General features: G+C 32.1%; 22 protein-coding genes. 5 read left to right on the plus strand and 17 right to left on the minus strand.

Annotation, left to right across the window (positions count from 1 at the left end; genetic code table 11):
* Positions 1-35: 35 nt before the first annotated feature.
* The 3 genes from DFQ06_RS03460 to DFQ06_RS03470 all read right to left on the minus strand — a co-directional run bounded on the left by DFQ06_RS03460 (position 36) and on the right by DFQ06_RS03470 (position 3,106).
* A complete protein-coding gene (locus tag DFQ06_RS03460; RefSeq protein ID WP_042495237.1) occupies positions 36-710 on the minus strand; it encodes an NAD(P)H-dependent oxidoreductase in 675 nt (224 codons plus the stop codon).
* Positions 711-922: 212 nt separating this feature from the next.
* Complete coding sequence (locus DFQ06_RS03465; RefSeq protein ID WP_042495239.1) at positions 923-1,552, minus strand: alpha-ketoglutarate-dependent dioxygenase AlkB family protein; 630 nt, start codon at positions 1,550-1,552, stop codon at positions 923-925.
* A 48-nt stretch (positions 1,553-1,600) separates the two neighbouring features.
* Positions 1,601-3,106, minus strand: a complete 1,506-nt coding sequence (locus DFQ06_RS03470; protein WP_162857620.1) for a BCCT family transporter — start codon at positions 3,104-3,106, stop codon at positions 1,601-1,603.
* A 194-nt stretch (positions 3,107-3,300) separates the two neighbouring features.
* Here DFQ06_RS03470 and DFQ06_RS03475 point away from each other — a divergent pair, with 194 nt between their 5' ends.
* A complete protein-coding gene (locus DFQ06_RS03475) occupies positions 3,301-4,197 on the plus strand; it encodes an AraC family transcriptional regulator (RefSeq protein ID WP_133966034.1) in 897 nt (298 codons plus the stop codon).
* On the opposite strand, the gene DFQ06_RS03480 is transcribed toward DFQ06_RS03475, so the two are convergent.
* The 6 genes from DFQ06_RS03480 to DFQ06_RS03505 all read right to left on the minus strand — a co-directional run bounded on the left by DFQ06_RS03480 (position 4,198) and on the right by DFQ06_RS03505 (position 10,545).
* On the minus strand, positions 4,198-5,310 hold the full coding sequence (locus DFQ06_RS03480) for a tail fiber domain-containing protein (RefSeq protein WP_133966036.1): 1,113 nt from the start codon (positions 5,308-5,310) through the stop codon (positions 4,198-4,200).
* Between the two features lie 3 nt (positions 5,311-5,313).
* Positions 5,314-6,015, minus strand: a complete 702-nt coding sequence (locus DFQ06_RS03485; protein WP_133966038.1) for a hypothetical protein — start codon at positions 6,013-6,015, stop codon at positions 5,314-5,316.
* 309 nt (positions 6,016-6,324) lie between these two features.
* Positions 6,325-6,726: a group III truncated hemoglobin gene (locus DFQ06_RS03490; protein ID WP_133966040.1), complete on the minus strand. Its 402-nt coding sequence runs from the start codon at positions 6,724-6,726 to the stop codon at positions 6,325-6,327.
* 1 nt (position 6,727) lies between these two features.
* Positions 6,728-8,959, minus strand: a complete 2,232-nt coding sequence (locus DFQ06_RS03495; RefSeq protein WP_133966042.1) for a nitric-oxide reductase large subunit — start codon at positions 8,957-8,959, stop codon at positions 6,728-6,730.
* Positions 8,960-8,991: 32 nt separating this feature from the next.
* A complete protein-coding gene (locus DFQ06_RS03500) occupies positions 8,992-9,333 on the minus strand; it encodes a cupin domain-containing protein (RefSeq protein WP_042503567.1) in 342 nt (113 codons plus the stop codon).
* 270 nt (positions 9,334-9,603) lie between these two features.
* Positions 9,604-10,545, minus strand: a complete 942-nt coding sequence (locus DFQ06_RS03505; RefSeq protein WP_074935828.1) for a YHYH protein — start codon at positions 10,543-10,545, stop codon at positions 9,604-9,606.
* 163 nt (positions 10,546-10,708) lie between these two features.
* Here DFQ06_RS03505 and DFQ06_RS03510 point away from each other — a divergent pair, with 163 nt between their 5' ends.
* Both DFQ06_RS03510 and DFQ06_RS03515 read left to right on the plus strand, forming a co-directional pair.
* A complete protein-coding gene (locus DFQ06_RS03510; RefSeq protein ID WP_133966044.1) occupies positions 10,709-13,087 on the plus strand; it encodes a TonB-dependent receptor in 2,379 nt (792 codons plus the stop codon).
* Between the two features lie 10 nt (positions 13,088-13,097).
* A complete protein-coding gene (locus DFQ06_RS03515) occupies positions 13,098-13,862 on the plus strand; it encodes a M15 family metallopeptidase (protein ID WP_133966046.1) in 765 nt (254 codons plus the stop codon).
* Between the two features lies 1 nt (position 13,863).
* Here the strand turns inward: DFQ06_RS03515 and DFQ06_RS03520 are convergent, their stop codons facing one another.
* The 6 genes from DFQ06_RS03520 to DFQ06_RS03545 all read right to left on the minus strand — a co-directional run bounded on the left by DFQ06_RS03520 (position 13,864) and on the right by DFQ06_RS03545 (position 20,312).
* Positions 13,864-14,868, minus strand: a complete 1,005-nt coding sequence (locus tag DFQ06_RS03520; RefSeq protein WP_235833480.1) for a glycosyltransferase family 9 protein — start codon at positions 14,866-14,868, stop codon at positions 13,864-13,866.
* A 108-nt stretch (positions 14,869-14,976) separates the two neighbouring features.
* Entirely contained in the window at positions 14,977-15,822 is an 846-nt protein-coding gene (locus DFQ06_RS03525; RefSeq protein WP_262481198.1) for a DMT family transporter, read from the minus strand.
* A complete protein-coding gene (locus DFQ06_RS03530) occupies positions 15,812-16,726 on the minus strand; it encodes an EamA family transporter (protein ID WP_042503560.1) in 915 nt (304 codons plus the stop codon). Before DFQ06_RS03530 ends, DFQ06_RS03525 begins: the two co-directional genes overlap by 11 nt.
* A 115-nt stretch (positions 16,727-16,841) precedes the next feature.
* Positions 16,842-17,294 (minus strand): cold-shock protein, encoded by a 453-nt coding sequence (locus tag DFQ06_RS03535; protein ID WP_074935825.1) that lies wholly within the window; start codon positions 17,292-17,294, stop codon positions 16,842-16,844.
* 260 nt (positions 17,295-17,554) lie between these two features.
* On the minus strand, positions 17,555-18,661 hold the full coding sequence (locus DFQ06_RS03540; protein ID WP_133966050.1) for an MBL fold metallo-hydrolase: 1,107 nt from the start codon (positions 18,659-18,661) through the stop codon (positions 17,555-17,557).
* Between the two features lie 94 nt (positions 18,662-18,755).
* On the minus strand, positions 18,756-20,312 hold the full coding sequence (locus tag DFQ06_RS03545) for a DEAD/DEAH box helicase (protein WP_074935823.1): 1,557 nt from the start codon (positions 20,310-20,312) through the stop codon (positions 18,756-18,758).
* A gap of 152 nt (positions 20,313-20,464) precedes the next feature.
* Between DFQ06_RS03545 and mgrA the strand changes: the two genes are divergently transcribed.
* Together mgrA and DFQ06_RS03555 are read left to right on the plus strand one after the other, a co-directional pair.
* The gene (mgrA, locus tag DFQ06_RS03550) at positions 20,465-21,478 is read left to right on the plus strand and encodes an L-glyceraldehyde 3-phosphate reductase (RefSeq protein WP_133966052.1); all 1,014 of its coding nucleotides are present in this window, start codon (positions 20,465-20,467) and stop codon (positions 21,476-21,478) included.
* Between the two features lie 463 nt (positions 21,479-21,941).
* Entirely contained in the window at positions 21,942-22,697 is a 756-nt protein-coding gene (locus tag DFQ06_RS03555) for a hypothetical protein (RefSeq protein ID WP_133966054.1), read from the plus strand.
* Between the two features lie 11 nt (positions 22,698-22,708).
* Here the strand turns inward: DFQ06_RS03555 and DFQ06_RS03560 are convergent, their stop codons facing one another.
* Together DFQ06_RS03560 and DFQ06_RS03565 are read right to left on the minus strand one after the other, a co-directional pair.
* The gene (locus tag DFQ06_RS03560; RefSeq protein ID WP_133966056.1) at positions 22,709-23,386 is read right to left on the minus strand and encodes a hypothetical protein; all 678 of its coding nucleotides are present in this window, start codon (positions 23,384-23,386) and stop codon (positions 22,709-22,711) included.
* Between the two features lie 300 nt (positions 23,387-23,686).
* Entirely contained in the window at positions 23,687-26,050 is a 2,364-nt protein-coding gene (locus DFQ06_RS03565; RefSeq protein ID WP_133966058.1) for a hypothetical protein, read from the minus strand.
* Positions 26,051-26,097: the final 47 nt, after the last annotated feature.

The raw sequence follows: 26,097 nt of genomic DNA on the forward strand, positions 1-26,097 counted from the left end.
CAAAATTGATTATTACAAACTTGGTAATTAGAGACTTATTTCCAAGTTACAATATCATCTAAGTTCCTTCTAGATTTACCATGCGCTGGATCCTCTTTTCTATATCCAAAGGCTGCCATGTAAGCTAAGCCATATTTATTTGTGTCTACACCAAATTTTTCTTGTAATAAAGCTTCTGCTTTTTCTTGATGAAAACCTTCTATTGGGCAACTATCAATACCTGTTAAAGCAGCAGCTGTCATCATATTTCCTAAAGCGATGTAAGCTTGCTTAGAAGACCAATCGAATAATTTTTTATCACTATCTAAATCAAAATCACGCTCTTGAAATTCTCTATAAAAAGTAGAATACATATCTATAACATCTTGAGGTAACTGTTTTACATCCTTCATCATGTGCATAATATAATCTGCATCATGCTTTACCATAGGCGCTTTCATGGCTAAACCTAAAATAAAATGACTTGCTGTATCTAATTTTAAAGGTGCTCCCCAAGCTACTGGTTTTAATAATTCGCGTAATTCTTTATCTTGAACTACAATGAAATGCCAAGGTTCGAAACCAAATGAACTTGGTGATAATTGAGCGGTTTTTAATATGAAATTAATATCTTCATCTGAAACCGTTTTAGTAGGATCAAATTCCTTAGTAGCATGTCTAAAATTAAATGCGTTTAAAATATCTTCTTTTGCAATGTTTGGCGTACTCATTTTATATTTTTTTAATTGATGTTTTAATGTTTGTGCAAATATATGCGCGTTTAAGTTTTAATTTGAAGTATAAAAAAAGGTGAATTAGGTATAAATCGAGGTTTTAAACAAGAAAAAGGATGCTTTTCGATAAAATTGATGCTTTAAACATGTTTATGGACTTCTATTTGTACCATAAAATAAGAACAAACCCTTTATTACTACCTTTAAATTTATTCAATCCATCTAAACGTTAGATTAATTCGGGGTCTAATCTTTCTAGAGGTTTTTGGTATTTTATGTTTCCAATTGTCTTGCGTAGCGCCTTGCATAATTAAGAAACTTCCGTGTTCTAAAGGAATATCAACACGGTTTAAATCTTTGCGTGTGGCGTGTTTTAACTGAAAATTTCTAGTTTCACCAAAAGTTACAGAACCTATAACGGTATTTTTCCGTTGATCGGCTTCATAATCTTGATGCCAATCTACACTATCATTTCCATCGCGATAATAATTAAGTAAGCAACGTTGAAATTTAATATCAACCTCCTGCTCTATTCGTTCTTTTATAAATAGTAAATCAGCATTCCAAGGCACCATTCTACTTTCACTTTCAGCATAAACCATAAGTTCATCCTCAGATCCATACCATGCCGTTAACCTAGGTAAATCTACCTGTTTTCCGTAAATAGTCATTTGGTCCTGTTCCCAAATGGTATTTTCTATTAAGCTGTGATAAAGGCGATCACTTTCTTCTACAGAGAAAAAATTTTCAAATAATATAACCTCCGCTCCGGGAAGATTAAATTCCGTTTTTATAATTTCATTTGTAGAAAATAAGTTGGGTTGTTTAAATAAATCCATGATTCATTCCTTTAAAGTTTAATCGTAAAAAATGGTAAAAACTAACAGTTATGTTTTATCAATTATCGTGTTATGCTGCAAAATGTCTTTTATAAAATAGATAAGCATAATTATTATGAAAAACGAAAATGGCAGCGACGTGATAATTAACAAGCGCTGCACAGCTTCTAATACATTTATATCTGCTTTAATATTACCTAAAAGCACTAAAGCAATGGTTGCTAATAAAATAAAAACAGACCAAATAACACGATGTGTTTTACTCGGGTTTTTAGCGCCTTTATCTGTAAACATACTCAGTACAAATACCGCAGAATCTACTGAAGTAATTAAAAAACTAATCAATAAAACAATAGATGTTATATTTAAAAATGTGGCATACGGATAATGTTCAAAAAATACAAAAATTGAGGAAAACACATTGCCAAACTCGTTGTTATAAGCCCCCCAACTTTCTATTAACTGAAAAGCCGAAGTTCCAAAAACCGAAAACCAAAAAAAGGTTCCTAATGATGGAATAATTAAAACTCCCAGTAGCAATTGCCTTATGCTACGCCCCTTAGAAATACGTGCAATAAATATTCCTGTAAACGGTGCCCAAGCCAACCAAAATGCCCAATAATAAAAGGTCCAACCTGTTAAAAAATCTAAACCCGGATTGTAATCCCCAAGCGCTAAGCTCATAGGTACAAAATCGATTATGTAATTATAGGTTGAAGTAACAAATGCTATTAAAATAGCCTTTATATCGCTTGTAAAAAAGATAAATAACAAAATCGCGAAAGTGACAATGATATTTAATTTAGAAAATATTTTAATGCCTTTATTAACACCTTGCCAAGCCGAATAACAAGCAATTGCAGAAATAAGCACACATAAAATTATGGTTGTTGTTAGTCCGAAATCTTGATTTGAAATATGGTTTAAGCCACCATTAATTTGTGTGGTTCCTAAGCCAATTGCGGCAATTAGCCCAAACACCGTTGTAATAATGGTTATAATATCGACACTGTTTTTAAGTGTTTTACTTTTAGAATAATCTTCAATGGTCGAACTGATTCTTACTTTTTTCTTTTTAACATGTAAGGCGTAACCAACTATAACTGCAAATAAGCCATAAAATGCCCAAGCTGTAAGTCCCCATTGATAAAACGTAAACTCTAGAGCTACTGTTTCCGCAGATAAATTAGAACTAAACGGTGGGTTCTGATGCATAAAAACCGGTTCTTGCACAGCTCTCAATAAAATTCCGGAACCCATTCCTGCGCTATACAGCATAGCAGTCCAAGACCATAACGAGTATTCTGGTTTGGATGATGGTTTTCCCAATTTTATTTTCCCATATTTAGAAAAAGCTATAATTAATAGCGCTAAAACACAGCCAAAACCTAAATACAAGTAAAAATAGCCAAAGTAGTTTCTAACCCATAAAGAAGTGCTTTCAATAGCTTTATAGCTCGTTTCAGTAGCAAAAAACACGATTAATGTAAAAGTAAATATGATGCTGATTGAAACTGATAAAATGGTATGTTTTCTAAAATATTTTAAAATCAAATTATAGCTTTTTTGTAAAAATAGAGATTAGTATTTAAATGTGATTAAATATGGCTTGATTTCAGTGAGACGTCGGCTGGAAATGTATATCAAAAGGATAATATGGTATAAATAAAGGTTTGAAGTATGAAAATACACATTCGTAGTTCTTTTTTAGCTAAATTTGAATAGAATTCTCAATAAATCATACTGAAATGGAAGTAATTGAAGCTTATAAACCTTTTGAAATACAAGAAATAGAATTAACAGAATGGAAACAGCGCCCTGTAAAAAACAGCTTTTTCGAATTGGTTTTGATAAAGGAAGGTCAAGGCACACAATGTATTAACTACAACGAGCATCAGTATAATAAAGGGAGTATCTTTTTATTACCACCTTTAAAATGTCACTCTTTTTCTATTGAACAACCTACAAAGTTTGTGTTTTTGAAATTCACAGATTCATTCTTTAAAAACATAAATCGCATTACTATTGATAGAAATGAATGGTTTAAAGAAGCCTCTTATATCTTATCAAATTACAACCAATTACCAGGAGATATTATTAAGAATGATGTAGATAGAAACCATCTAGAAAGCTTAATCAGTATGATTTTACAAGAATCTAGAAATTATGGAGAATCGTCTATAAATCTTGTAACCAGCTTAATGACTAGTGTTTTGGAGTTACTAATACGAAATATTAAAAAGAGTAGTTATTTTGAATTGCCTAAAAATAATTCGGATGATAGAATTACTAAAATGCTAACCTATATTAACGAAAATCTTAACAAAACAGAATTACTGAAAGTTGAAAACTTATCTGATGTGTTTATGATGTCTCCAACATATGTTAGTGAATTTTTCAAAAAACAAGTAAACATGCCATTGCGAGAATATATAATCAAAGCAAAGCTAAAACAAGTAGAAATACGTTTACTCAACTCAGATTTTACATTAACTCAAATTGCAGACGAATTAGGCTTTACAGATGTGAGTCATCTTTCTAAAACCTTTAAACGTTATGCAGGCACTTCTATTCGTGAGTTTAAAAATAATGGTGAATATATGCTACTTAAGCGAGGTGCTTGCGCTTCTAGTATTAGAGCTTAGTTATTTATTATTTAATAACAAACTTTTAATTTCTTTCAACTCCTTTTCTATAGCTTCTTGTCTTAATTTTAAAGCGTCATTTTCGGACTTTAACACCTTAATCTCCTCTGTTTGTTCTTGAATAGCTTTTACCATTGGCGCCATTAAATCGTTGTATCTTACACTTAGCATACCTTCGGTATCTTCTGTAATAATTCCGTTTATTTTTGAACTACTATTTTTTAATGTTTCTTGTAATTCCTGAGCAATAAAACCATACTCCAATTTATTGCTCTTGTCATTATTCCTTAAGTAAGATACTGGACGTAGTTTGTTTATAAAATCTAATCCTAAATCTGAATCTTCAATAGTGTTTTTCCAACGTTTATCAGAGGTTATCGTCCAAGCTACTTGTACTCCTGCATATGTTATTGTAGTACTACCAATTCTAACCTGATTATCACCTGTTGGATCTGGTACTGAAGACAAATAACCTATTGCGGTGTTATTACTACCTGTTGTTACGTTATCTAAAGATCTATAACCAATTCCGGTATTGTTACTACCTGTTGTATTCAACCTAAGAGCTTGGAAACCTACTGCAGCATTATTATTCCCTTCTGAACTTTGGTTCAATGCATTATACCCTATTGCTGTATTATAGTCTCCAATTGTGTTATTTTGCAATGAAGATTGTCCCATAGCACAATTTCCAATTCCTGTTGAATTATCAAACATAGCACTACCACCTAAGGCTACATTAAAATTTCCTGAATCATTAAACCTTAAACTGTTTGGGCCAATCCCTATGTTATTACTTCCTGTTAAATTCCCTTGCATAGCACCCAAACCAATTGCAGAATTATTATCTCCATCTATATTATTTATAAGTGAATTTATTCCGATGGCAGTATTGCTACTTCCCGAAATATTATCGTAAAGACAATTTACCCCAATTGCGGTATTATTAGATCCTATTTCATTCTTGTAAAGCGCATTTAATCCTATGGCTGTATTACCATTTCCTGAAATATTACTAAAAAGTGAACTCGTTCCTGACGCTGTATTATTAGCACCAGACACATTGCTATAAAGAGAACTTTGCCCTAATGCTGTATTATTGCTACCTCCCAAATTTCAATATAATGAGTTTGAACCAACACCTGTATTACGAAGACCCGTTGTGTTTGCCGTAAGTGAATTTAATCCCATAGCAGTGTTGTAAGCTCCTGTTGTGTTAGCGGATAGTGCATTTGCACCGGTAGCAGTATTATAACTTCCAGTTGTATTTGAAGATAAAGCATCTGCACCACTTGCAGTATTTTCAAAACCATTGGCATTAGCGCTTAACGCATTTAATCCAATTGCAGTTAAGCGCCTTGCTATAACAACAGAGGATAAAGTGTTAACCCCAAACCCAGTATTAGAAGCATCTATGACCCCAGCAAAAACATTATTTCGTTTAAAAACTAAATCTTCATCATCCGTAGTTCCAATAAAATTGACGGTATCATCAGTTCCTGAATTACCAAGCGTATCCCATTTTGTGTCAATAGCATTATTTGTTAGTAGTTTAGTCCATTGCACTCCATCCCAATAATAATACCCAGGTAAAACATCCGATACAGTTGCTGTATTATAAATTAATAAACTTGTTGCGGGTGATGTTATAGTCGTAACATCAGTTGTAGCGGACAAGGCTATTCTTGGAATTAATATACCTTTATTAGAACTAGTAACATCAAAAACAGATGATGCATCTGGAGTTACTGTATTTATACCTACCTGAGAGAAAGAACATATACTATAAAAGAACAATAGAGAGATTAAATTTTTCATTTTAACTAATTTTAACTTACACAACACAAACTTAAACGATAAAAAATGTATTACACCGAATTTATTAATAAAAAACCGCTTATTAGTTAATTATTTCTTTATAATGCAAAAAAAGTAGTTCTATGACGCCAATGCTGAGTAGCTTTAATTTTAATTTTTATAAAAAACGGATTCTAAAACTCAAAACTTTTACCGTATTAAACCACAAATCAATTAATTAGATTTTAGTTTTTTATAAGTTAAGCATTGAATTCAAGAACCCGTTTTTACTAGGAACATTAATTAAATAATCAGTTTTTACTCAAATGTTTAAAATTTACAATGTTCTGGTCTATTTTTGTAAACATAAGCAAATTGTCCAATAGCCATTCGTTCCGAAGCTTCTTTTGCTCGTTTTGCTAATGCACCAATAAACAAACTATCAATCGTTGCAGCCCAAAGTTGTAGCCATCGATTAAAATGGTTTTGATTCATACCATGATTTAAGTATTTATCAACTTCAATATGTGCTTTGCTTGGGTTACCTTTAAAACAGACTTCCCCGAACAAATTAGTAACCCAAAAATCGGTAAGTTTTTCAATATGTGTCGGCCATTGCTCATCAGTTAAATGATGATTAAAAATAGGGCCTAACATATTATCCTTTCTAATTATGGTATAAAACTCGGATACTAGTTTATTTACGTCTCCTCTGTTTTCTATGTTCTTCATTCTATTTTAAAGTATTAGTTTTTCTTTTTAAGCAATAAATAGTTTCTCCTATGGTAAACCAACAGAAATAAAATATCCCCACAGAGAAAATCACATCACCAATCATACGCATCCATTTTAAAGTTTGTACCGTTGGAGAGTATAATAAATCGGCACTACGAGCAAACGAATACCCTTTTGTTATTGAGGTATATGCTTGTATAACTCCAACAGGTAACATACTAAAAACAACCATGGCAACTAAACCAATATTTAGCAACCAAAAGGCACGTTTTAGTTTTTTAGAATTCCAAACACGATCGGAATAAAAACGTAAACAAATAATAATGAATCCCATACCTAGTAGACCGTAAACTCCAAATAATGCGGTGTGTGCGTGTACTGCTGTAGTATTTAAACCTTGAATATAATACAAGGCAATTGGAGGATTTATTAAGAAACCAAATACACCTGCACCTACCATATTCCAAAAAGAAACAGCGATGAAAAAGAATATAGGCCATTTGTATTTTTGCATCCAATCGTGTTCTTTTAAAATATTCCAGTTTTCGCGAATTTCAAAGCCCATTAATGTTAACGGCACTACTTCTAAAGCACTAAACGTGGCTCCTAAAGCAATAGCTTGTACAGGTGTTCCCGAATAATATAAGTGGTGAAGTGTTCCAATAATTCCACCTGCCAAAAATATTGTTGCCGATGCAATAGAAGCTCGTCCAGCTGTTTTGGCTGAAAGAATCTTCATTCTTAAGAAAATAAAAGCAATAATTACGGTTGCAAAAACTTCAAAGAATCCTTCTACCCAAAGGTGAACCAACCACCATCTCCAATAGTTAATTACTGGTAAACTACTGTTTTCACCATACATTAATCCTGAAAAGAAAAACATACCAATGGCAATTACAGAAATCAATAGTATGATTAATAAATGTTTAGAATCGTCGTTTTTCTTAATAGCAAAAACCACGTGTCTGCCCACCATAATTACCCATAATACAAGGCCAATGGCTAAAAATATTTGCCAGAAACGACCGAGGTCCATGTACTCGTAACCTTGATGACCAAAGAAGAAATTTGTTGTTAAATCTAAAAATTGGTGCACACCTAACCACTCACCTATTAATGAGCCTAAAACAATAACGAGTAAAGCTCCAAAAAGGAAGTTTATTCCAAATACTTGAAATTTCATTTCTTTACCGCTAATCATTGGTGCCAAGAATAAACCTGTAGCTAACCATGTGGCAGCAATCCAAAATACAGCTAATTGTGTATGCCAAGTTCTGGTAATAGAATATGGTAAAATACTAGATAAATCCATACCAAAAAAGGCCTGACCTTCTACAGTGTAATGCACAGTTAATGCACCTAAAATAACTTGTAAGGCAATCAATAATGAAATCACAATGAAGTATTTTAAAACCGATTTTTGAGATTTTACAAGAACAAGTGTATCTAAAGGATCTTGTTTTGGGTGAACAATAGCATCACCTTTTTCATGTTTTCTAAGGTAGTAATATGTTAAAATCCCTATAAAAAGAAGTAAAAGCACTACTGAAAATCCAGACCAAATTTGAGAATCGGCAGTAATAGTATTACCAATTAATGGCTCGTGTGGCCAGTTGGATGTATAGGTGTAATCTTTTTCAGGACGATTTGTACTTGCTGCCCAAGAGGTCCAAAATAAAAATGCATTTAATTGTCCTAACTTTTCAACGTCTACCAAAGCACCTTCTGGAATAGCATATTTTTCGTGTCCGTTCGAAAAAATATCAGCATAATGTTTTGCGTTTTCTACAATAGCGCTGTACCGATCTTTTGTAATCGTAACACTTTTATTTGATGGGTTATACGTGTTTGTTTTTATAGTTTTAATTAAACGTGCTTTCAGGGCTGCTTTTGGCTCAACTCCTAAACTTTCATAACTTGTATTAAAGTCTCTTTGCGCCCAAGTTTCTAGTAAAAAAACGGCTTCTTTATGGATCCAATCGGCACTCCAATCGGGAGCAACATAACTACCGTGTCCCCAAATAGAACCGACTTCCATACCTCCAATAGACTCCCAAACGTTTTGTCCTGTTTGTATATCTTCTATAGTAAATACAGTTTCGCCGGTTTCTTGTATGATAACGGTTTTAGGGATTGGCGGTTGTTTTTGATAAACTTCTGTCCCTACCCAAATTAATGCGATAAAGGATAGTATTACGACGCTGGAAAATGCGATCCAAACTTTTTTCATTATGATTGATTTTTATTAGTTTCTAGAAATAATTATAGTTTTGCGACGTCTTCAACACGTTCTACGGTATCTGCAATAGAAATGGAAAGTCTAACTATAGAGTCTTGCAATCCATTTAAATCGTGCGGCACATTAGCGTCTAAGGCTATGAGCGCTCCTTTTTTCAATATCTTTTGTTCTCCGTTTACTCCAAATTCTATTTCACCCTCAAAAATTTCAACTATTATTGGGTATGGCGCTTTATGCTCCTTCATTAGTTGTCCTTTTTTTAAAGCAATTCTAAGTTCTTTTGTGGTATCTGTTTTTAATAATAAGCTTATACTTGGTTTATCTTCGGTATAAATAAGTGCTTCTGTAAGTGATGCTGTTTTCATAATTATTTCATTTAAAGTGTTAGTAATGTGCTGTTGTATTTTTTAATCTTTTTCTCTATAATGGATTAAAAGACCTTTTTATCTTTTATTTAATCCCAATTATAGATAATTGTATGATTACTTTACTTCGCAAAGATAGTTCATTTTAATAAAAGACAAAATTATCCGCTATTAAAATATTAGTTATTTCTTCTCTTATAAAATCTAAACAAAAAAAAGGAACCATTTCATATTGAAATAATTCCTACTCTCTTAAAATATAATATTTTTTTATCGTCTTTGATTTTGCCCTTGCCCTCTTGGTGGTCTTTGTCCTCTACCACCCTGTCCTGGAGGAGGCCCAGCAGGATGTCTTTCTTCCTCAAATTCTCCCATTAAGCAACGACCTACATATGGATATGAATCTGTAACCATATATACATAACCTCCATTAACATAAACACCGTTACACTCATCTAAATCCCCTAAACCTTTAACATATTCCCAATCTGAAACGAACGTACCATCAAACTCATCATTTTCTAACTCTACATCCATACTTGTTTTAGGATTAGAATACGTACAATCTGTAGCAGAATAAATTCCGTCTATTATTTGAAAACTAGGTTTAAACGCTCCACTTTTTGAATAATAAATAGGAAAACCATCCTTGGCAAAACCAAGATGCACCAAATCTTCTCCAGAATCAAAAGCTTCTACTAGCGCTTCCGAAATACCGTGATAGTGATATTCTCCTGTAGGTTGAACGTGTGCGTTATTAAAATCTAAACCTAAATTAATTAAATCTTGTACAGCTTCAACTCTAAAATTCTCTCCACTATCGCAAATTACCATTTCTGCCGTTTCTGGTTCAAACTTTACACCATTTAGAGCCACACCTGGTTCTCTCACCCATTTCGCTACACCTGTAAAGGTTGGTTTCAAAGGAATTTTATAAGATTTTTTTTGTGCAGAAATGGTGTTAGGGTTTCCCTGTCTAGGGTACTCTCCTGTCGCGTGGTTTGGCAACGCATTGGTTGTCATTACCCGGTAATCGTCCTCTATAGACATTGTGGTTTTCGTGCCATATGTACTGTTGTCAATGTTATAATTTCCAAAATAATTATTAGAGATTTCAGTTTCATTTTGTTCTGTAGTTGTATTGCTTTTTTGGGCGTGACAACCATAAAACAAAGTAATTACACCTATTAATAAAGTAGTTTTATAATTCATTTTTACACTGTTTTTTTATTTAGATAAGAAAAAACTTAAATACTTGCGCCAATGAGTCTTTTTTTTCTAAATATTTTAAAATTCCTCAGAAAAAAGCTTCAAAATTAACATAAAAAGAAAGCGATGCATTTTATATTTGTAAGATAGCCAAATAACTCATTTAATGATATTAAACCGTTTAAAACACATACTTTATTTCTTCCTTTTTATAGGAAGTATTTTGGGTAACGCTCAAAATAAAACTATAGAAATTAAAGGAAAAGTTATAGAAACAGAAAGTAAGCAAACTATAGAATACGCTACCATATCGATATTAGATAGTGAAACTAAGAAACCTCTAACCGGAACAATAACTAACGAAAAAGGTATATTTTCCATAGATGTGAAAGCTAATAATTTTTACATTGAAGTGAGCTTTTTAGGCTTTACAACCAAAACGTTTAAAACTTTTAATATAGTAAATAACATTATTGATTTAAAAACCATTAGCCTCTCGGAAGATTTAGAATCTTTGAGTGAAGTTTTGGTAAGAGCAGAAAAATCACAAACCGAGTTTAAATTAGATAAACGTGTGTTTAACGTCGGTTCCGATTTAAGTGCTACAGGAGCCGGTGCACTAGAAGTTTTAAATAATGTGCCTTCTGTAAATGTGAGCATTGAAGGCGAGGTTAGCTTACGCGGAAATTCGGGTGTACAAATTCTAATTAATGGGAAGCCCTCTGTACTAGCTAGTGCCGACGGTAATGCGCTTGGCACTATTACTGCCGATATGATTGAAAAAATAGAAGTTATTACTAATCCATCAGCTAAATATGATGCCGCAGGTACTTCTGGTATTATAAATATTGTGATTAAAAAATCTGAAAAGAAAGGCTTAAATGGTTCAGCGTCATTAAATGTTGGAGTGCCAAATAGTAACAGTTTCGGGTTGAGCTTAAACCGTAGAACCGAAAAGTTTAATCTATTTAGTCAGTTAGGTTTTGGCTTGCGTACTTACCCTGGAGAAACTGAAAGCATTAACCGCGACTTGGTAAACAATACAGAAATAAACAGTATTGGAGATAGTGAGTTTGACGAAAAATTCAGTAATATTTTAATAGGTACCGATTATCATATTAACGACAGAAACGTGATTACCCTTTCAGGATCTTACGCTTACGAAGTAGAAGATCAAAGTTCTCAACAACACTATACTGGTTTAGATGCTTCCAATAGTGTTACCGATGCTTGGCTTCGTGATGAAAAAACTGAGGCTACCAATCCAAAATTGCGTTATGAATTGCAATATAAAAAGGATTTTAAACGTCACGAAAATCAAAGTTTACTTTTTAGCGCTTTGGGAAGTTCTTTTAGAAAAGATCAATCGTCTAATTTTAATAATACAACTAGCATTGGTGATTTGCCCGATGAACTTCAAAATACAAGAACCGATTACAAGTTGGAAGACTATACTTTTAAATTAGATTATGTGCATCCTTTTTTGGAGCATTACACTATAGAAACAGGTTCTCAATATGTTATTAATCAAGTCTCAAACGATTTTGCTGTTAGCGATTTTGAAGAAGGTGTTTGGGTCGATAACACCGATTTAACAAATATTTTTAATTTTGACCAAAATGTACTTGCTGTTTATACTACCGCTGCTTATGAAGGTGAAAAATGGGGTATTAAAATGGGTATTCGTTTAGAAGACACACAAATTGAAACCCTATTGGAAACCACCGATGAGAAGGACTCCAAGAATTATACAGACCTCTTCCCTAGCGCGCATACGTCTTATACTGTTAGTGATAATTTTTCTTTACAAGCGGGTTATTCACGACGTATTAATCGGCCAAATTTACGATCGTTAAATCCGTTTTCTAATATTAGAAATAACTTCAATATTTCTACTGGAAATCCAGATTTACAACCGGAATATACAAATTCTTATGAGTTAACCAGTATTCATAAAATAGAAAAAGCCTCTTTAAACTTCAGTTTATACAACCGTTATACCGCCGATGTTATTGAAAACATTACCGAATATGAAGATGACGTAAGTATTTCACGTCCTGAAAATATTGGAACAAGTAACACTACTGGTTTTGAATTTAACGGAAAATACAATCCTATAAACTGGTTTTCATTAAGTGGCGAATTCAATATAAATTTCTTTGACAGACAAGGTGTTTTCGAATCTGAGTCTTTCGATTTTAAAGGTAACCGATGGACGACGAGTTTAACCACAAAATTTAAACTACCTCTAGATTTCGATTTAGAAATGTCTGGCGATTACCAATCTAAATTTAAAAGTTTACAAGGTGAAACCTATGATAATCTTTATGCCGATCTAGGTCTTCGAAAGAAGATTTTAAAGGGAAAAGTAATATTAAATATGAGCGTTCGAGATGTTTTTGCTTCACGTGTAAATCAATCGGAAACTTCACAAGCAGAGTTTTATTTATACAACAGCCGAAAACGCGGTCGTTTTATTACTTTTGGTGTAAGCTACGGTTTTGGAAAAGGTGAAGCCATGGAGTTTTCTGGGCGTAGACATTAAATTATTTTATATGAAGAACCTTGTATTGTTTACCTTTATAATGATATTGTGCATACTTCACTCTTGTAAAGATGAAAAACAACCTGTTTTAGTTGATAAGCAAATAGTAAAAACTATTGTTAAGGAAATTCCGAAGAAAAAAATAGACAGCATGATTACCAAAGATTTTGTTCTCGGAAAATTCAATTACACCAAGCATGACGCTTTTGAAAAAGTAAACGCTTCCCATTCCTCTAAAACAATTTACTTGAATAAAAATTGTTATGAAGCCTTTAAGGCCATGTACGAACAAGCTAAGGAAGATGGTATTAACTTGAAAATTATTTCTGGTACACGAAATTTTTACGAGCAAAAAAGTATTTGGGAGCGTAAATGGAAAAAATACGAAAGCTTAGAACCAAATGTACGTGCTTTAAAAATTTTGGAATATAGCTCCATGCCAACATCATCACGCCATCATTGGGGAACAGACATGGATTTGAATAACCTAAACAATAGATATTTTGAAAAAGGTGAAGGTTTAAAAATTTACAATTGGCTATTAAAGCATGCCAAAGCGTATGGTTTTAAGCAGGTCTACACCGAAAAAACACATGGTAGAACCGGCTATAATAAGGAAAAATGGCATTGGTCTTACATGCCCTTAGCTGAAACTTATTTAGAGTTTTATAATGCTAATATTAGTTACGCCGATATTATTGACTTCAAAGGATTTGAACAAGCCCAAGAACTAGATGTTATAAAATATTACGTTAACGGAATTTCTAAAGATTAATTTATCTTAAAATACCATCTATTGATTTAATCCAATCGTTAATATCAGTATGGTTTGTATTAATAGCCACACTTCCATTTCCGTAAGGTGCATAGATATTTTCATTAGTTACAGAAAAGAAGCCGACACAAGGCGTTAAAGCCGCACTAGCCAAGTGCATCACACCATTATCTGCTGCAATAAAAACACTTGTATTACTCATAATACAAGCCATTTCACGAATATCTTGACTATAAAAATTTAAAGATTTAAAATTGATCTTTGAAATATTCTCAATAGGCAGCATTTCAATGATATTAAAATCTGGATATTCAGTTTTTAAACGTTCATAAAAAGTTTCCCACCACGTTTCAGAATAACATTTATCTCCCGTAGCATTGGTATAAATACAAATGGTTTTCTTGTCATTCTTAATAATATCATCTAAAATAGTTTTTCCTTTTGCTATTTCAGCATCTGTTAATTTAATATCTAAAACAGGAATTGGACTATCATTTCTAGCGAAACCTAAACGGTGTAAATTATACCTTAAATTATAAATAGGGTATTTAGAAATATGTAAATGATCGCTATATGTGTTCTGTATACTTTCGTTTACATCACCGAATACTTTAATTTTTGCCTTAGCTAAATTCGTTAATAAACGCCCAGAAGATGAGTTTTTATCACCATTAATAACCAAATCATAAGCATTAGATTTAATAGAAGCCCAACTTTTAGCGTATTTAAAAAGGTTGCTAAATGGTTTTCTTGGTAATTGAATAATTTTAGAAACCTGCTTATAATTTTCGAAAACAGGATAGGCGACACCTCCTTTTACAAATAAATCTATTTCGCAGTTTGGGAAGCTATTTAAAACCTCTTGTACCAATGGCGTTAACAGTAACTGATTACCTAAACGGTGATTAGGACGAATAATTAAAACGCGTTTAATATCTTCTATATTAAGTGAACCCTTTTGAGGTTCAGTATAAGAACTGCCAACATTTTTGGTAATGTTACGCATTACTCTTCTTCTTACTTTGTTTACGCGTGTTTTAAAAGTCATCTATTAAATTATCTAAAAATAAGATTGTAAAATTACAAATAAGCGCAGAGCTTGGCAAAAAAACAATTAGGCCTTGTTTTTCTCTTTATATCTAATGTTTAAAATAAGCCCGCCAACAATTAAAGCAATACCAAGTAAGCTCCAAAAAGTGTAAACCTCTCCGAAAATAAAAGTCCCGAAAAGTAAGGTAAAAACAACTTCAATATATTTTAAAGGCGCTACTTGGCTTGTAGAAGCCATTTGAAAAGCCTTCGTCATGTAAACCTGTCCGAAATAACCAAAAACACCAAGTATTCCAAGTAAAAGCCACTCTTTACCTATTGGCATAACCCAATTGTTTATAGAGCCAAACAAACCAACTAAGGTTGAAATAATCATGAAATAATTAACCACGACTACTGGATGTTCACTTTTACCAATCTTACTCAATATAATATAAACAAAACCACTAAAAATAGCCGAAATAAAGATTAACAAAAGCCCGTAACCACTGACTTCTTTATCGAAGCCCTTTAATACCAAAACACCAGCAAATGCTAATGCAAAAAAGAACCATTGGATTAATTTAATTTTTTCCTTGAGTAAAAACACAGCAAAAATAGCAGCAAAAATAGGTGCTAAATACCTTAAGGATACAGCGCTACCTATAGGTAAATATTTGGTAGCCATAAAAAATAAACTCATTGATGTTACGCCTACTACCCCTCGTAAAATCAATAATTTTTTATTATTACCTGCCAATGAAATTTTGTTTTTTAATAAGAATCCAAATGTAAAAAACAGTGAACCTACAGAACGAAACAGAACAATTTGAAAGGCACTAAAATTACTTAAATATTTAACCGTTGTATTCATGCAAGCAAAGGCTAGCGTGCTAATAAGCATGAATTGTATAGCTTTTTTAACGTCCAAGAGATCGGGGTTTAAATTTACGTTTCGAATTTATAAAATAGACACCAGTTAATAGTATAGCGGCAGCAACAATAGATTGTGTGGTTAAATTTTCATCTAAAATAAACCAACCCAAAAACAAGGCTATAACTGGATTTACATAAGTTGACGTTGACACCTTTTCTGGTGAAACTTCTTTTAGTAAATAATTAAACGCTGTAAAAGCGATAATACTACCAAAAATAACAAGCATGAGCATAGACCAAAGCACTGGCGTACTCCAAGTTGTTGGCGATGTCCACTCTTCTCCAAAACAAACACTTGCTATGGCTAGAATTACACCACCAGAAAGCATTTGATAGCCTGTGTTCACAAAAAAGTTTTTTGGTAAATTGGCGTTCCCAACAAATATAGAGGCATAAGCCCAACTAATCATACAGATAAAAATCATGATCATTCCTAATATTTGTCCGTCTTTGTTAATGATTTGCTTCTGACTTACCAATAGAAATATCCCTAAAAAGCCTAAGGCGACACCAATGTAAGACATTGTTGATATTTTTTTACCTTGTAAAATTCTCATTAAAAGAAGCACAACAAGTGGTTGCGCCGAAATTTCTAGGGCAGCAAACCCACTATCCACATACCGAAGCGCCCAAACAACAACACCGTTTCCAAAAGCTAGAAACAAAAAACCAGCAATAATGGCATTGATTAATTGTCTTCTTGTTATGGAAAGATCAAATTTTAAAATTTTAGCAATTATAAAAATAAGAATACTAGCTGTTATAAAACGCATAGAGCCTAACATGAAAGGCGGCAATTCTGTTACCGCTATTTTGTTAAGTAAATAAGTAGAACCCCAAATTACGTAAATAGCAAAAAATGCCAAAACAATGGAAATCGTTTTACGAGAAACAGCCATTAAAAACCTTTTTAAAAATAAATAATCCTCACAGTAAAACTGTTGAGGATTATTTTAAAATTTACTTTAAATAAAACGCAATAAGCTCCTTACAAAGAGCTGTTTAACGAATGTATTATATTTTCTTTACTCTAACGGCATTCATACCTTTTTGACCACGTTCAAGATCGTAAGTTACTTTGTCGTTTTCTTCAATATCGTCTAATAAACCGCTAACATGAACAAAATATTTCTCTTGATTCACGCTATCGATAATAAAACCAAAACCTTTAGAATGATCAAAAAATGATACTTTTCCTTCTTTAATTACTGGTTCTTCTTCAATACGGTCTTCCTTTTTAGGGATTCCCAATTCGATACTTTCGGCTTCAACCTTTTCACGCATTGCCGGATCTGGCGGCGTATCGGTTAAATTTCCGTTAAAATCTACATAAGCAAACTGGATGCCTTGTGGGTTTTCTTTAGCTTCTGCCCTACGAGCGTCCTTCTTTTTTTGCTTTTCCTCTCTTTTCTTTAAGCGTTTTTTTTCTTTTTCAATTTTGTTAAATGTGACTTGCGATTTTGCCATAGTTTAAAATATCCTACTTTTTTTTGTATATTAATATAGGGTAAAGATACGGCTTATTTTTATGATGCGATAATATTCAGAGGATTAAAAATATATTCAAATAAAAATAGTTAGAATCAAGCAAACCTTATTCTTTCTATATTTTTAGATATTATCAGCTAATGGATTCTTATTGTTTTACTCTTTCAACAGGTTTAAACAGACATTATAGAGCTAAAAAGCATTCAGATAAGCTTGAAATTCTAAAATAAATGAAACTTCTACTTCCCTCTTCCAAACTCGTTCTCTGTAATAAAACCATCTTTATTTGCATCTCTTTTGTCAAAATTTTCTTTTAGTTTTCCTTTTGATTCAGTTATAGCTATTTTACCATCTTTATTTGTATCTAAACGCTTCAGCATTTTTTCGAAATTAGGTGCTTGACTGTTTTTTGCCTTTTTTGTAATTTGTGTTGGTGTGTTAGTATTGTTTTCAGCTTTTGGAAACGTCATTAAATCTTCAGCATAAAAAATAGATCCGCTATAGTTTTCTTTTAGAGCTTTACTTGTGGCCACTTCATCTACATTATTGAAATTTAAATGCGTTAATACTAAGTTTTTAACCTGAGCTTCATTTGCCATACGAGAGCTTTCATCTAAATTTACATGGGCGTGTTCTTTATTTCCTCTGTTTTTGCTTTTACCTGTTCTGTTATTAGCTTTTCCTTCTTCAATAGCGCCTCCAGAATCTATAATTAAATACTCGGCTTGTTTTGCTAATGCTGGTAAACTTTCAGAATAAGATAAATCTCCTGAGATAACAATAGATTTTCCACCAGCATCAAAACGATAAGCCATGGTTGCAATGGTGTGGTTTACTGGTGTACAAGAGATTTCAATATCGCCAATAGTAAAACTTTGATTACCTTCTAATTCGTTTACAGTAAAATTATTGGCAACATCACTAAAAGTACGTTGTTTTTTAGATAACCGATAAGCAATATCTTCTTCGTAATTACTTAAAACACTGTTTACCAAATCGGTTGTTGGCCTAGGTCCGACGACTTTAAATTGACCAGCGGCAAGTAAGGTTTTAATAAAAATAGGCGTGAACTCTTCGTTATGATCTAAGTGATGATGTGTAAACAGAAGCGCATCTAAATCTTTACTTTTTACCTGTAATTTATCTAAATTACCTTGAGTACCATTTCCCATATCCACTAAAATATTCGTGTTTTTATAAGACATTAAAACAGAAGGTCCTGCCCGCTCCGTATTATATTTAGGTGAACCCGAACCAATAATGGTGGCTTTTAACTCATTTTGAGATTGAGAAAAAAGTTGAAAACTTAAACAGAAAATTAAAATAGGGATATATTTAGTCATCATTAGATATTTTCTAATAAGACATTTAAATCCTAAAAAGGTTTAAAAGTTTCAGAAAACAAATAATGGTTTGAAAAAACTATTAAAGTTTAAATGATTATTCCTCTATTGGTGGATGTCCGTGAATTTCCTCAAAAACTTCATCAAAATTAGAACGTAAATAAGCATTTAGCTTTTTACGATAATCCCCTTTTAGCCACTCTACAAAGTTAAATGTACTTTTACTAATACACTTGGTATAGCGCTGTATGCGAAAGTCGATATCGTCTCCAAGCATTTTGGCTAAGCCTAATGCATCGTAAACATCTTCACTGTTCTCGATACAAATTTTTGCATGATGCTCGATAGAACGCTCTAAAACAACTTTAGAAGATTCTCCATTTCTAATAGAACTTACATACGTTTTCTGAATATCGAAATACACATCTTTAGAGTTTGCAAACTCGGCGCGCAAGGCATCCGGCATTTCATATCTAAAATTACTCTCTAATTCATCATCACTTAAAATAGCATCTAAATAGTAGTTTGGTGAACGGAAAATACGTTGCCAATCTAAATCTTCTCCCCAAGCACCAAAACGGTGGAAGTTGTTTCCTAAATCGATTACAGAAAACGATTTTTTATCTTTCAAAATACGAGAACCACGACCAATCATCTGGTAGTAAAGTGTTAACGATTTTGTTGCACGATTTAAAATAATACTTTCTACAGTAGGCTCATCAAAACCAGTGGTTAAAATACTAACCGATGTTAAAATAGCACCAGGCGTTTTCTTAAACCATTTTAGTATCATGGCACGCTCCTTTTTCGTGTTTGTATTATCTAGGTGAGCTACTGGGTAACCGGCACGTCTAAACGAATCGTAAACATGTAATGAGGTATTAATACCATTGTTAAAAATAAGCGTTTTCTTGCCTTTACAACGTTCTTCGTAAGCTTGTACAAGCTTAGAAAGCATATCGCTGGCTGTATATAAATCTTCAGAAGATTTTACGGTATAATCACCATTGGCACCAACAACTAAAGAGGTTAAACCAACATTATACGAAAACATTTCGGCACGCGCCAAAAACCCGTTTTCAATAAGCGATTCTATACTTTCTCCAACAATTAACTCATCGTAATTATCGGTCATTGGTAATTCCATACTCGAACTTAAAGGTGTTGCTGTAACTCCTAAAATAAACGATTGGCTAAAGAATTTAAACAACTTAGTAAACGAGTTGTAGTGTGCCTCATCAATAATAACTAAACCAATATCAGAGATATCAAGTTTATCATCATTTAAACGATTATTTAAGGTTTCAACCATAGCTACAAAACAACTATAATCGGCTTGATCACTTAAATCGGCTTTACTATCAACCACTTTGTTGTTTACACCAAACTCTGTAAGTACGTTTGATGTTTGACGGCACAATTCAATTCTGTGCGTCATTACTAACACTTTCTTTTTGTGAGTTTTCAAAAATTGACGAACAATCTCTGAAAATATAACTGTTTTCCCTCCTCCTGTTGGAAGTTGATATAGTAAATGGTAATCGGCTGGAGACTCTTCAAAACTTGTGAAAATTTTGTCAATAGCACCTTTTTGGTAGCTATATAAATCTTTCCCTGCTTTTCTTTCTTCTAATTCGGTTTTGGAAACGGACATGAAATATTCTTTAAAGTGGCTGCAAAAATAACACCTTTAAAGGGTTTTTATGGTATGTTCTTGATGAAAATTTTAAATGAAGTTTGATTTCACTGCTTTCTACTAAATATAAAAAGTAATTTATACATTTACAGTATCAAAAAAATAAGAATATGCAAATTAACGATAAGTCTGGAGTTCAAAGCTATTTAGCAAACCCAAAACGATATGATACCATGACCTACAAAAGGTCTGGAAAAAGCGGAGTATTGCTGCCTGCCATCTCTTTAGGTTTATGGCATAACTTTGGTTTTGTTGATAATATACAAAATGCCAGAGAAGTGTTAAGATGTGCTTTCGATTTAGGAATTACGCATTTTGATTTAGCCAATAATTACGGCCCTCCTTACGGTTCTGCCGAAGAAAACTTTGGTACCATATTTAAAAATGATTTTAAAAATTATAGAGATGAAATGTTCATCGCAACCAAAGCAGGTTACGATATGTGGCCTGGGCCTTATGGTAATTTAGGTTCTAGAAAATATTTAATTTCGAGCTTAGACCAAAGTTTAAAACGTATGAATTTGGATTATGTAGATATATTTTATCATCACCGTCCAGATCCTGATACACCTTTAGAGGAAACTATGGGAGCGCTTGCTGATATTGTTCGACAAGGGAAAGCTTTATATGTTGGTATTTCTAATTATCAGCCAGCAGAAACACAACGTGCAGCCGAATTATTACGCGAATATAATGTGCCTTTTATATTGCACCAAGCAAGATATTCTATGTTAGATCGCTGGGTTGAAGATGGCCTTTTGGATACCTTAGAAGATAACGGTGTTGGCTGTATTACCTTTTCACCACTAGCCCAAGGTATGCTTACCGATAAATATCTAAATGGTATTCCTAAAGACTCGAGAGCGGCAAAAGATTTAACGTATTTAAATACTGAAACTGTAAACGAAAATATTGAAAAGATTAAAAAACTTGCTGAAATTGCCGAATCTCGCGGACAAAAACTATCGCAAATGGCTATTGCTTGGATTTTAAGGCAAAAGCAAGTGGCATCGGTATTAATTGGTGCGAGTTCTGCAAATCAATTAAAAGAAAATGTAAAGGCTTTAGATAATTTAGAATTTACAGAGGAAGAATTAAAACGTATTGAAGAGGTGCTTTCTTAAAAAGGCGAAGTGTTTTAATACTGAAAATATGATTAAGCCAATAAGAATAATCGAATCAGATATTGAAATTGAACTTTATACTGGCACTTTTGATGTTTATGTGGTTGGGATGTTCTTGTTGACGATTTTACTTTTTCTCTTACAAATACTTTAACGGGAAGAGTAATTAACCCAAAAGTTACACAATGGCGCGTACAATCTTATCAAGATGGGGAAAGAGCAAAAAAAATCATGACTCTTGATGTTCTAGAAAAAGGGAAATATTTAATTGATTTTAAGAATCAAGATAGCTTAAAAGTTTGGAAATCAGGCTTCCCTTTTATAAGTAGGTTACTAAAATTGCCAATTGAAAAACAATGGGTTCAAATTTGTTTAGTTTAAAGAATAATGGTTGTTTTTAGAAAGTAAATTATAGAGACTAAAAACATAAATCCAACAGAATAAAAATGCATTGATTATCAAAATGAAAAAACTACTTCCATTCATTATAATACTTTTATTTTTTAATATTTCTTTTGCTCAAAAAAGCGATAAGGAATTATTAAGCAAGTACAATTCTTATATTGAGAGCAACGTAGAAAAGGAGAAATGGAAAACGAAATACTACCTTTCTAATGGACTAATTACTATACAAGAAAATTATTATAGAAGTGAATTAAGAAGCCGAATAGAATTTGAATATGATGAATTTGGAAACATTGAGCAAAAAATTAACAACTATAATATTAATAAAGAAAATGAAAATAATGTTTCAAATATAAAATTGGTATATAAAGACTCTTTGCTAATAAGAAGAGAGTATAGTTTTGGAAAGACTGAAAAATATTCCGATTTCAATGAATTCGGAAAACCAAAACTGATTGAAACAGAGGAATTAGTTTTGCTTAAACCCTTCACTAGAGAACTACTTGTGTATGATACTGTAGGAAACATTATCAAATCTACTACTTCCAGTGATTATCAAAATAGTGATATTTCTCCTAAGCCTGAGAATGAAAAATCTATAACTAATTACAAATACGACGAGCATAATAACGTAATTGAAATTCATAGAGCATTTGAACCAAAACAAGAGTTTCCCATTCAAATTACTGGCGGACCACTTTTATATGAATATGAGTATTTTAGATATGAATACAACAAAAAAGGTCTTTGGACTAAAAAGTATAAAACGGTAAATGGAGAGGAATATTTGGTTACTAAAAGAAGATATAATTAAAAGATCCTCGTCTAATCTTTAACCACAACCACAGTAACTCTCACTCCTGCTTCTAACGCCCAAACTTTGCTAGCTATAACAGCACCAGTTTCGTCAACTATACGGTACTCAGCAGTATTTGGTCCAGAAGAACCTGTGTTTATAGCAAAGAATTCAATTTTATTAGATCCTTCTTCCAACTTCAAAGTAAAACCACTAAAACTCCTACCTAAATACACGTTAGATCTCAATACATCACCATTAACATAAACACGCAATAAATCGCCATCAATAGCACTGTGATCTCTATACTTAATCTGTACCGATAACGATTTTGTATGGTAATCGCCCCAAAAAGCATCTTCTTTTAAACCACTATTTTCACCATAACCATCTGGCAATACAGATTTGGCTTGTCGGTCTAAGTTTTTAGTATATAGCTCGCCTGGATTTCCGAATTCTTCCTCCGGAAACATAGATAATTGTCTTTTAGGCATACTTAAATCTACTGAAACTCTTGGTGCATTCAAACCATTTAAAGGGTCTGCTTTGGCTTCAATAGGTGTAGATGGTTTTGGTATTTCGGCTTTTAAAGAATCTTTTTTGCTTTCAATAACAGGAAATGGCGTAGACTTATTTCTACTATCTATTTGAGCAAAGCTAGAGATAGTAAAAACTAAAAATATAAAAAATGAAAAATGAAACTTCATTGGTTTGTCGGCGTCTTTTAATTATAATAGGAAACAAAAATTGTTTTCATTATGTTTCAAAGATAATTGTTATCATTTAAATCGCAATTATCCCCGTTTCTATTTAGGAAAAAATTAATACAATAACCGTTCCTAAAACATTTCAACGTTTATTATTACATGATTATTAGCGACAAAATATTAAATTTTGATTAAAATTGAACCTAGTTCTACAAAGCAAGGTTATATTTATAAGAATATTAAATGGTTTATAAAACTAATTCGCCAAAGAAGCTCCTTTGTTTTTTTGAAGAGTATAAGCTATTTTTTTAAATTAATAGATTCTACTTTAGACCATAAATAACCTTCAGCAGACATACCTTCAATATAAATTTTTACATTATCAGAACCATAATTTGGCACTTTAAAAGTTAATTCTCCTTCATCATTAGGTGTAAGATTTGGTATCCAATGAATGGTTCCAAACTTTAAGAACGTATTAGAAGTGGTATTTATGTAATTGGGCTGATAATATTCTTTAGGTATCGAAAAACCAAAAAGATTGTCTATCGTCTGATAATCATCTCCAATAGTACTTAAACCTTGACCATTTCTGGTGAAAATTTTGATGGTTCCAGCTGGTGAATCACCTGGGTTTGGCATGCGACTAATATACATGTCTTCCAAATCTAAAACTCTTAGATTTAACAATGTTTTAAAATCATCAAACAATGGCATATTGTCGATATAAACAGACGGTACTGAATTTCCAGGTACTATTCGTCTTGTCTTAATAAACACATTATCAAACGTAGTAACAACATCAAATCCATTTTTTCTAATTATACTTACTATAGGCTCATTTTGAAAATCAAACTCAACTAAATTGATATATTTTGCGCCATGCATCGATATAAGTGGCTTGTTTTTAGGTATCTCATCTTTAGGTCGAACTTTGAAAACTATGGTGTCTAATAGCTCTGTTAATTTAAAATTTAAGTTGAGATTATTACCTGTTTCGTCTATTTGCTGTATCTCTAATATACTTTTTTTATAAGCACTTAAATTTTGTAAGTTATCATTAATGCTTTTCGGGAATATGTTGGCATATACAAATGGCTTGGTTAATTTTCCGTTTTTGTTTTTTAAACTAAAATTAATACTTGTGTCATCCGCAAAGAATAAATTTTCAAAAGTAAAAGTTGAATTCTCAATAATGCCAGATTCATGAATTTGATTTTCTGATGAAGATAGCACTATCAAATCTCCTGCTTTTTGTTTATAACTATTTAGACTTCCCTTTATCACGAACCCTGTTTCAAATACATAATTAACGCTTAGTGGCGCTTTGAAGATGTCATCCCAATTATACCTGCTCCATCCTTGATTTAATAATAATAAATCTAAATCATATAGCGTCTTGTGATCGTTATTACTGAAATAATAATACGGGTTTTCTATATTTCCATTTATATAAGGAGTCAATAAAAATGATGTCATTATTGTAGATTGACTGTTATATGATTCATTTGATGCAGGTAAAACTGATACACTAAAACTCGGATTAATCTCTGTGTTGATATTTGTTCTAAGTTTCACCGTGCTCGAATCTTTTTGAGTTTCTATACCTTCTACCATGATTTCTTTAATTGGTGTTTTTAAATTATTAAACACCAATCTCTCAGCAACGGGTTTGTAATTTTCATTAACTAAAGTAAGTATATTAATACCTGGTAATAATTCTGGTTTCTTTAACCTGAGAAAATATTTTAGTTGATTTTCTACAAAATCAATTTTTAATTTTATTATTTGTCCTCCCCTATGTACTAACAAATAATAAGATTTACCTATTAAATCCCGTATAGTAAAATTATTGGTTTCTAAAGCGATTATTACGTTATCGTTATTTGTAACAGCTGCTTTAAAAGAGACACCTTTTTTCTCAATTATTCCAATTGGTCTTGTTATGATTTCACTAGTTGCTAGAGAAATGCTAACGCTGTAATTAGTGCTTGCTTTGGCATTTAATGAAAACTTCCCTAACCCAAATTGATTGCTCTTAAAAGTTGTAATTATATTTTTGTTTTCATCAAAAACAGTTCCTTCCTTAATTGCAACTCCATTTCCTTTATTATTTAATAATTTAAAACCAATAGTATTGTTAACATCTTCAACAATATGGCCGCCTTCTGGCAGAAACTGTAAATCATATTTACTTTCACTTACTAAATTTACATTATCTTCTTGCCTATCACCAATAATTTCAATCATTTGAACGTGAGACAAATCTTCCTTAAAATTTTTCATCCAATTAGTGCTTGTCTTTACAAAGTAAATTCCGGGAGTGAATTTTTCTTCAATTAAAAAATTTCCATTGGCATAACCTTTTGAGGCGTAAAGAAGTTTTGAAGTAATAATATTTCCTGATTCATTAAAAATACTAACATAAATATTAGTTGTACTCTCGAAAGGTATTTGATAGTTATTGTTATAAATATAGGTTTTAAACCAAATTTCTTCTCCTTCAAAAAATCTGGATTTATTGAAATGCGTAAAAATTGTTTCTCGCTCCAATTCAAAATATTCGTCATATTTTTTTATTATATCCTCAGAAGATTTAATTTGTGAAAAAACTGTTGAAAAAAAATTAAGAAATAATAAAAGTAAAAGAAAGTGTTTTTTCATAAAGTTGATTTGCGAAATTACTGACACAAATTTACAGAAAAAATATA

This window comes from Algibacter lectus (genome assembly GCF_004368925.1).
GTDB lineage: Bacteria > Bacteroidota > Bacteroidia > Flavobacteriales > Flavobacteriaceae > Algibacter > Algibacter lectus.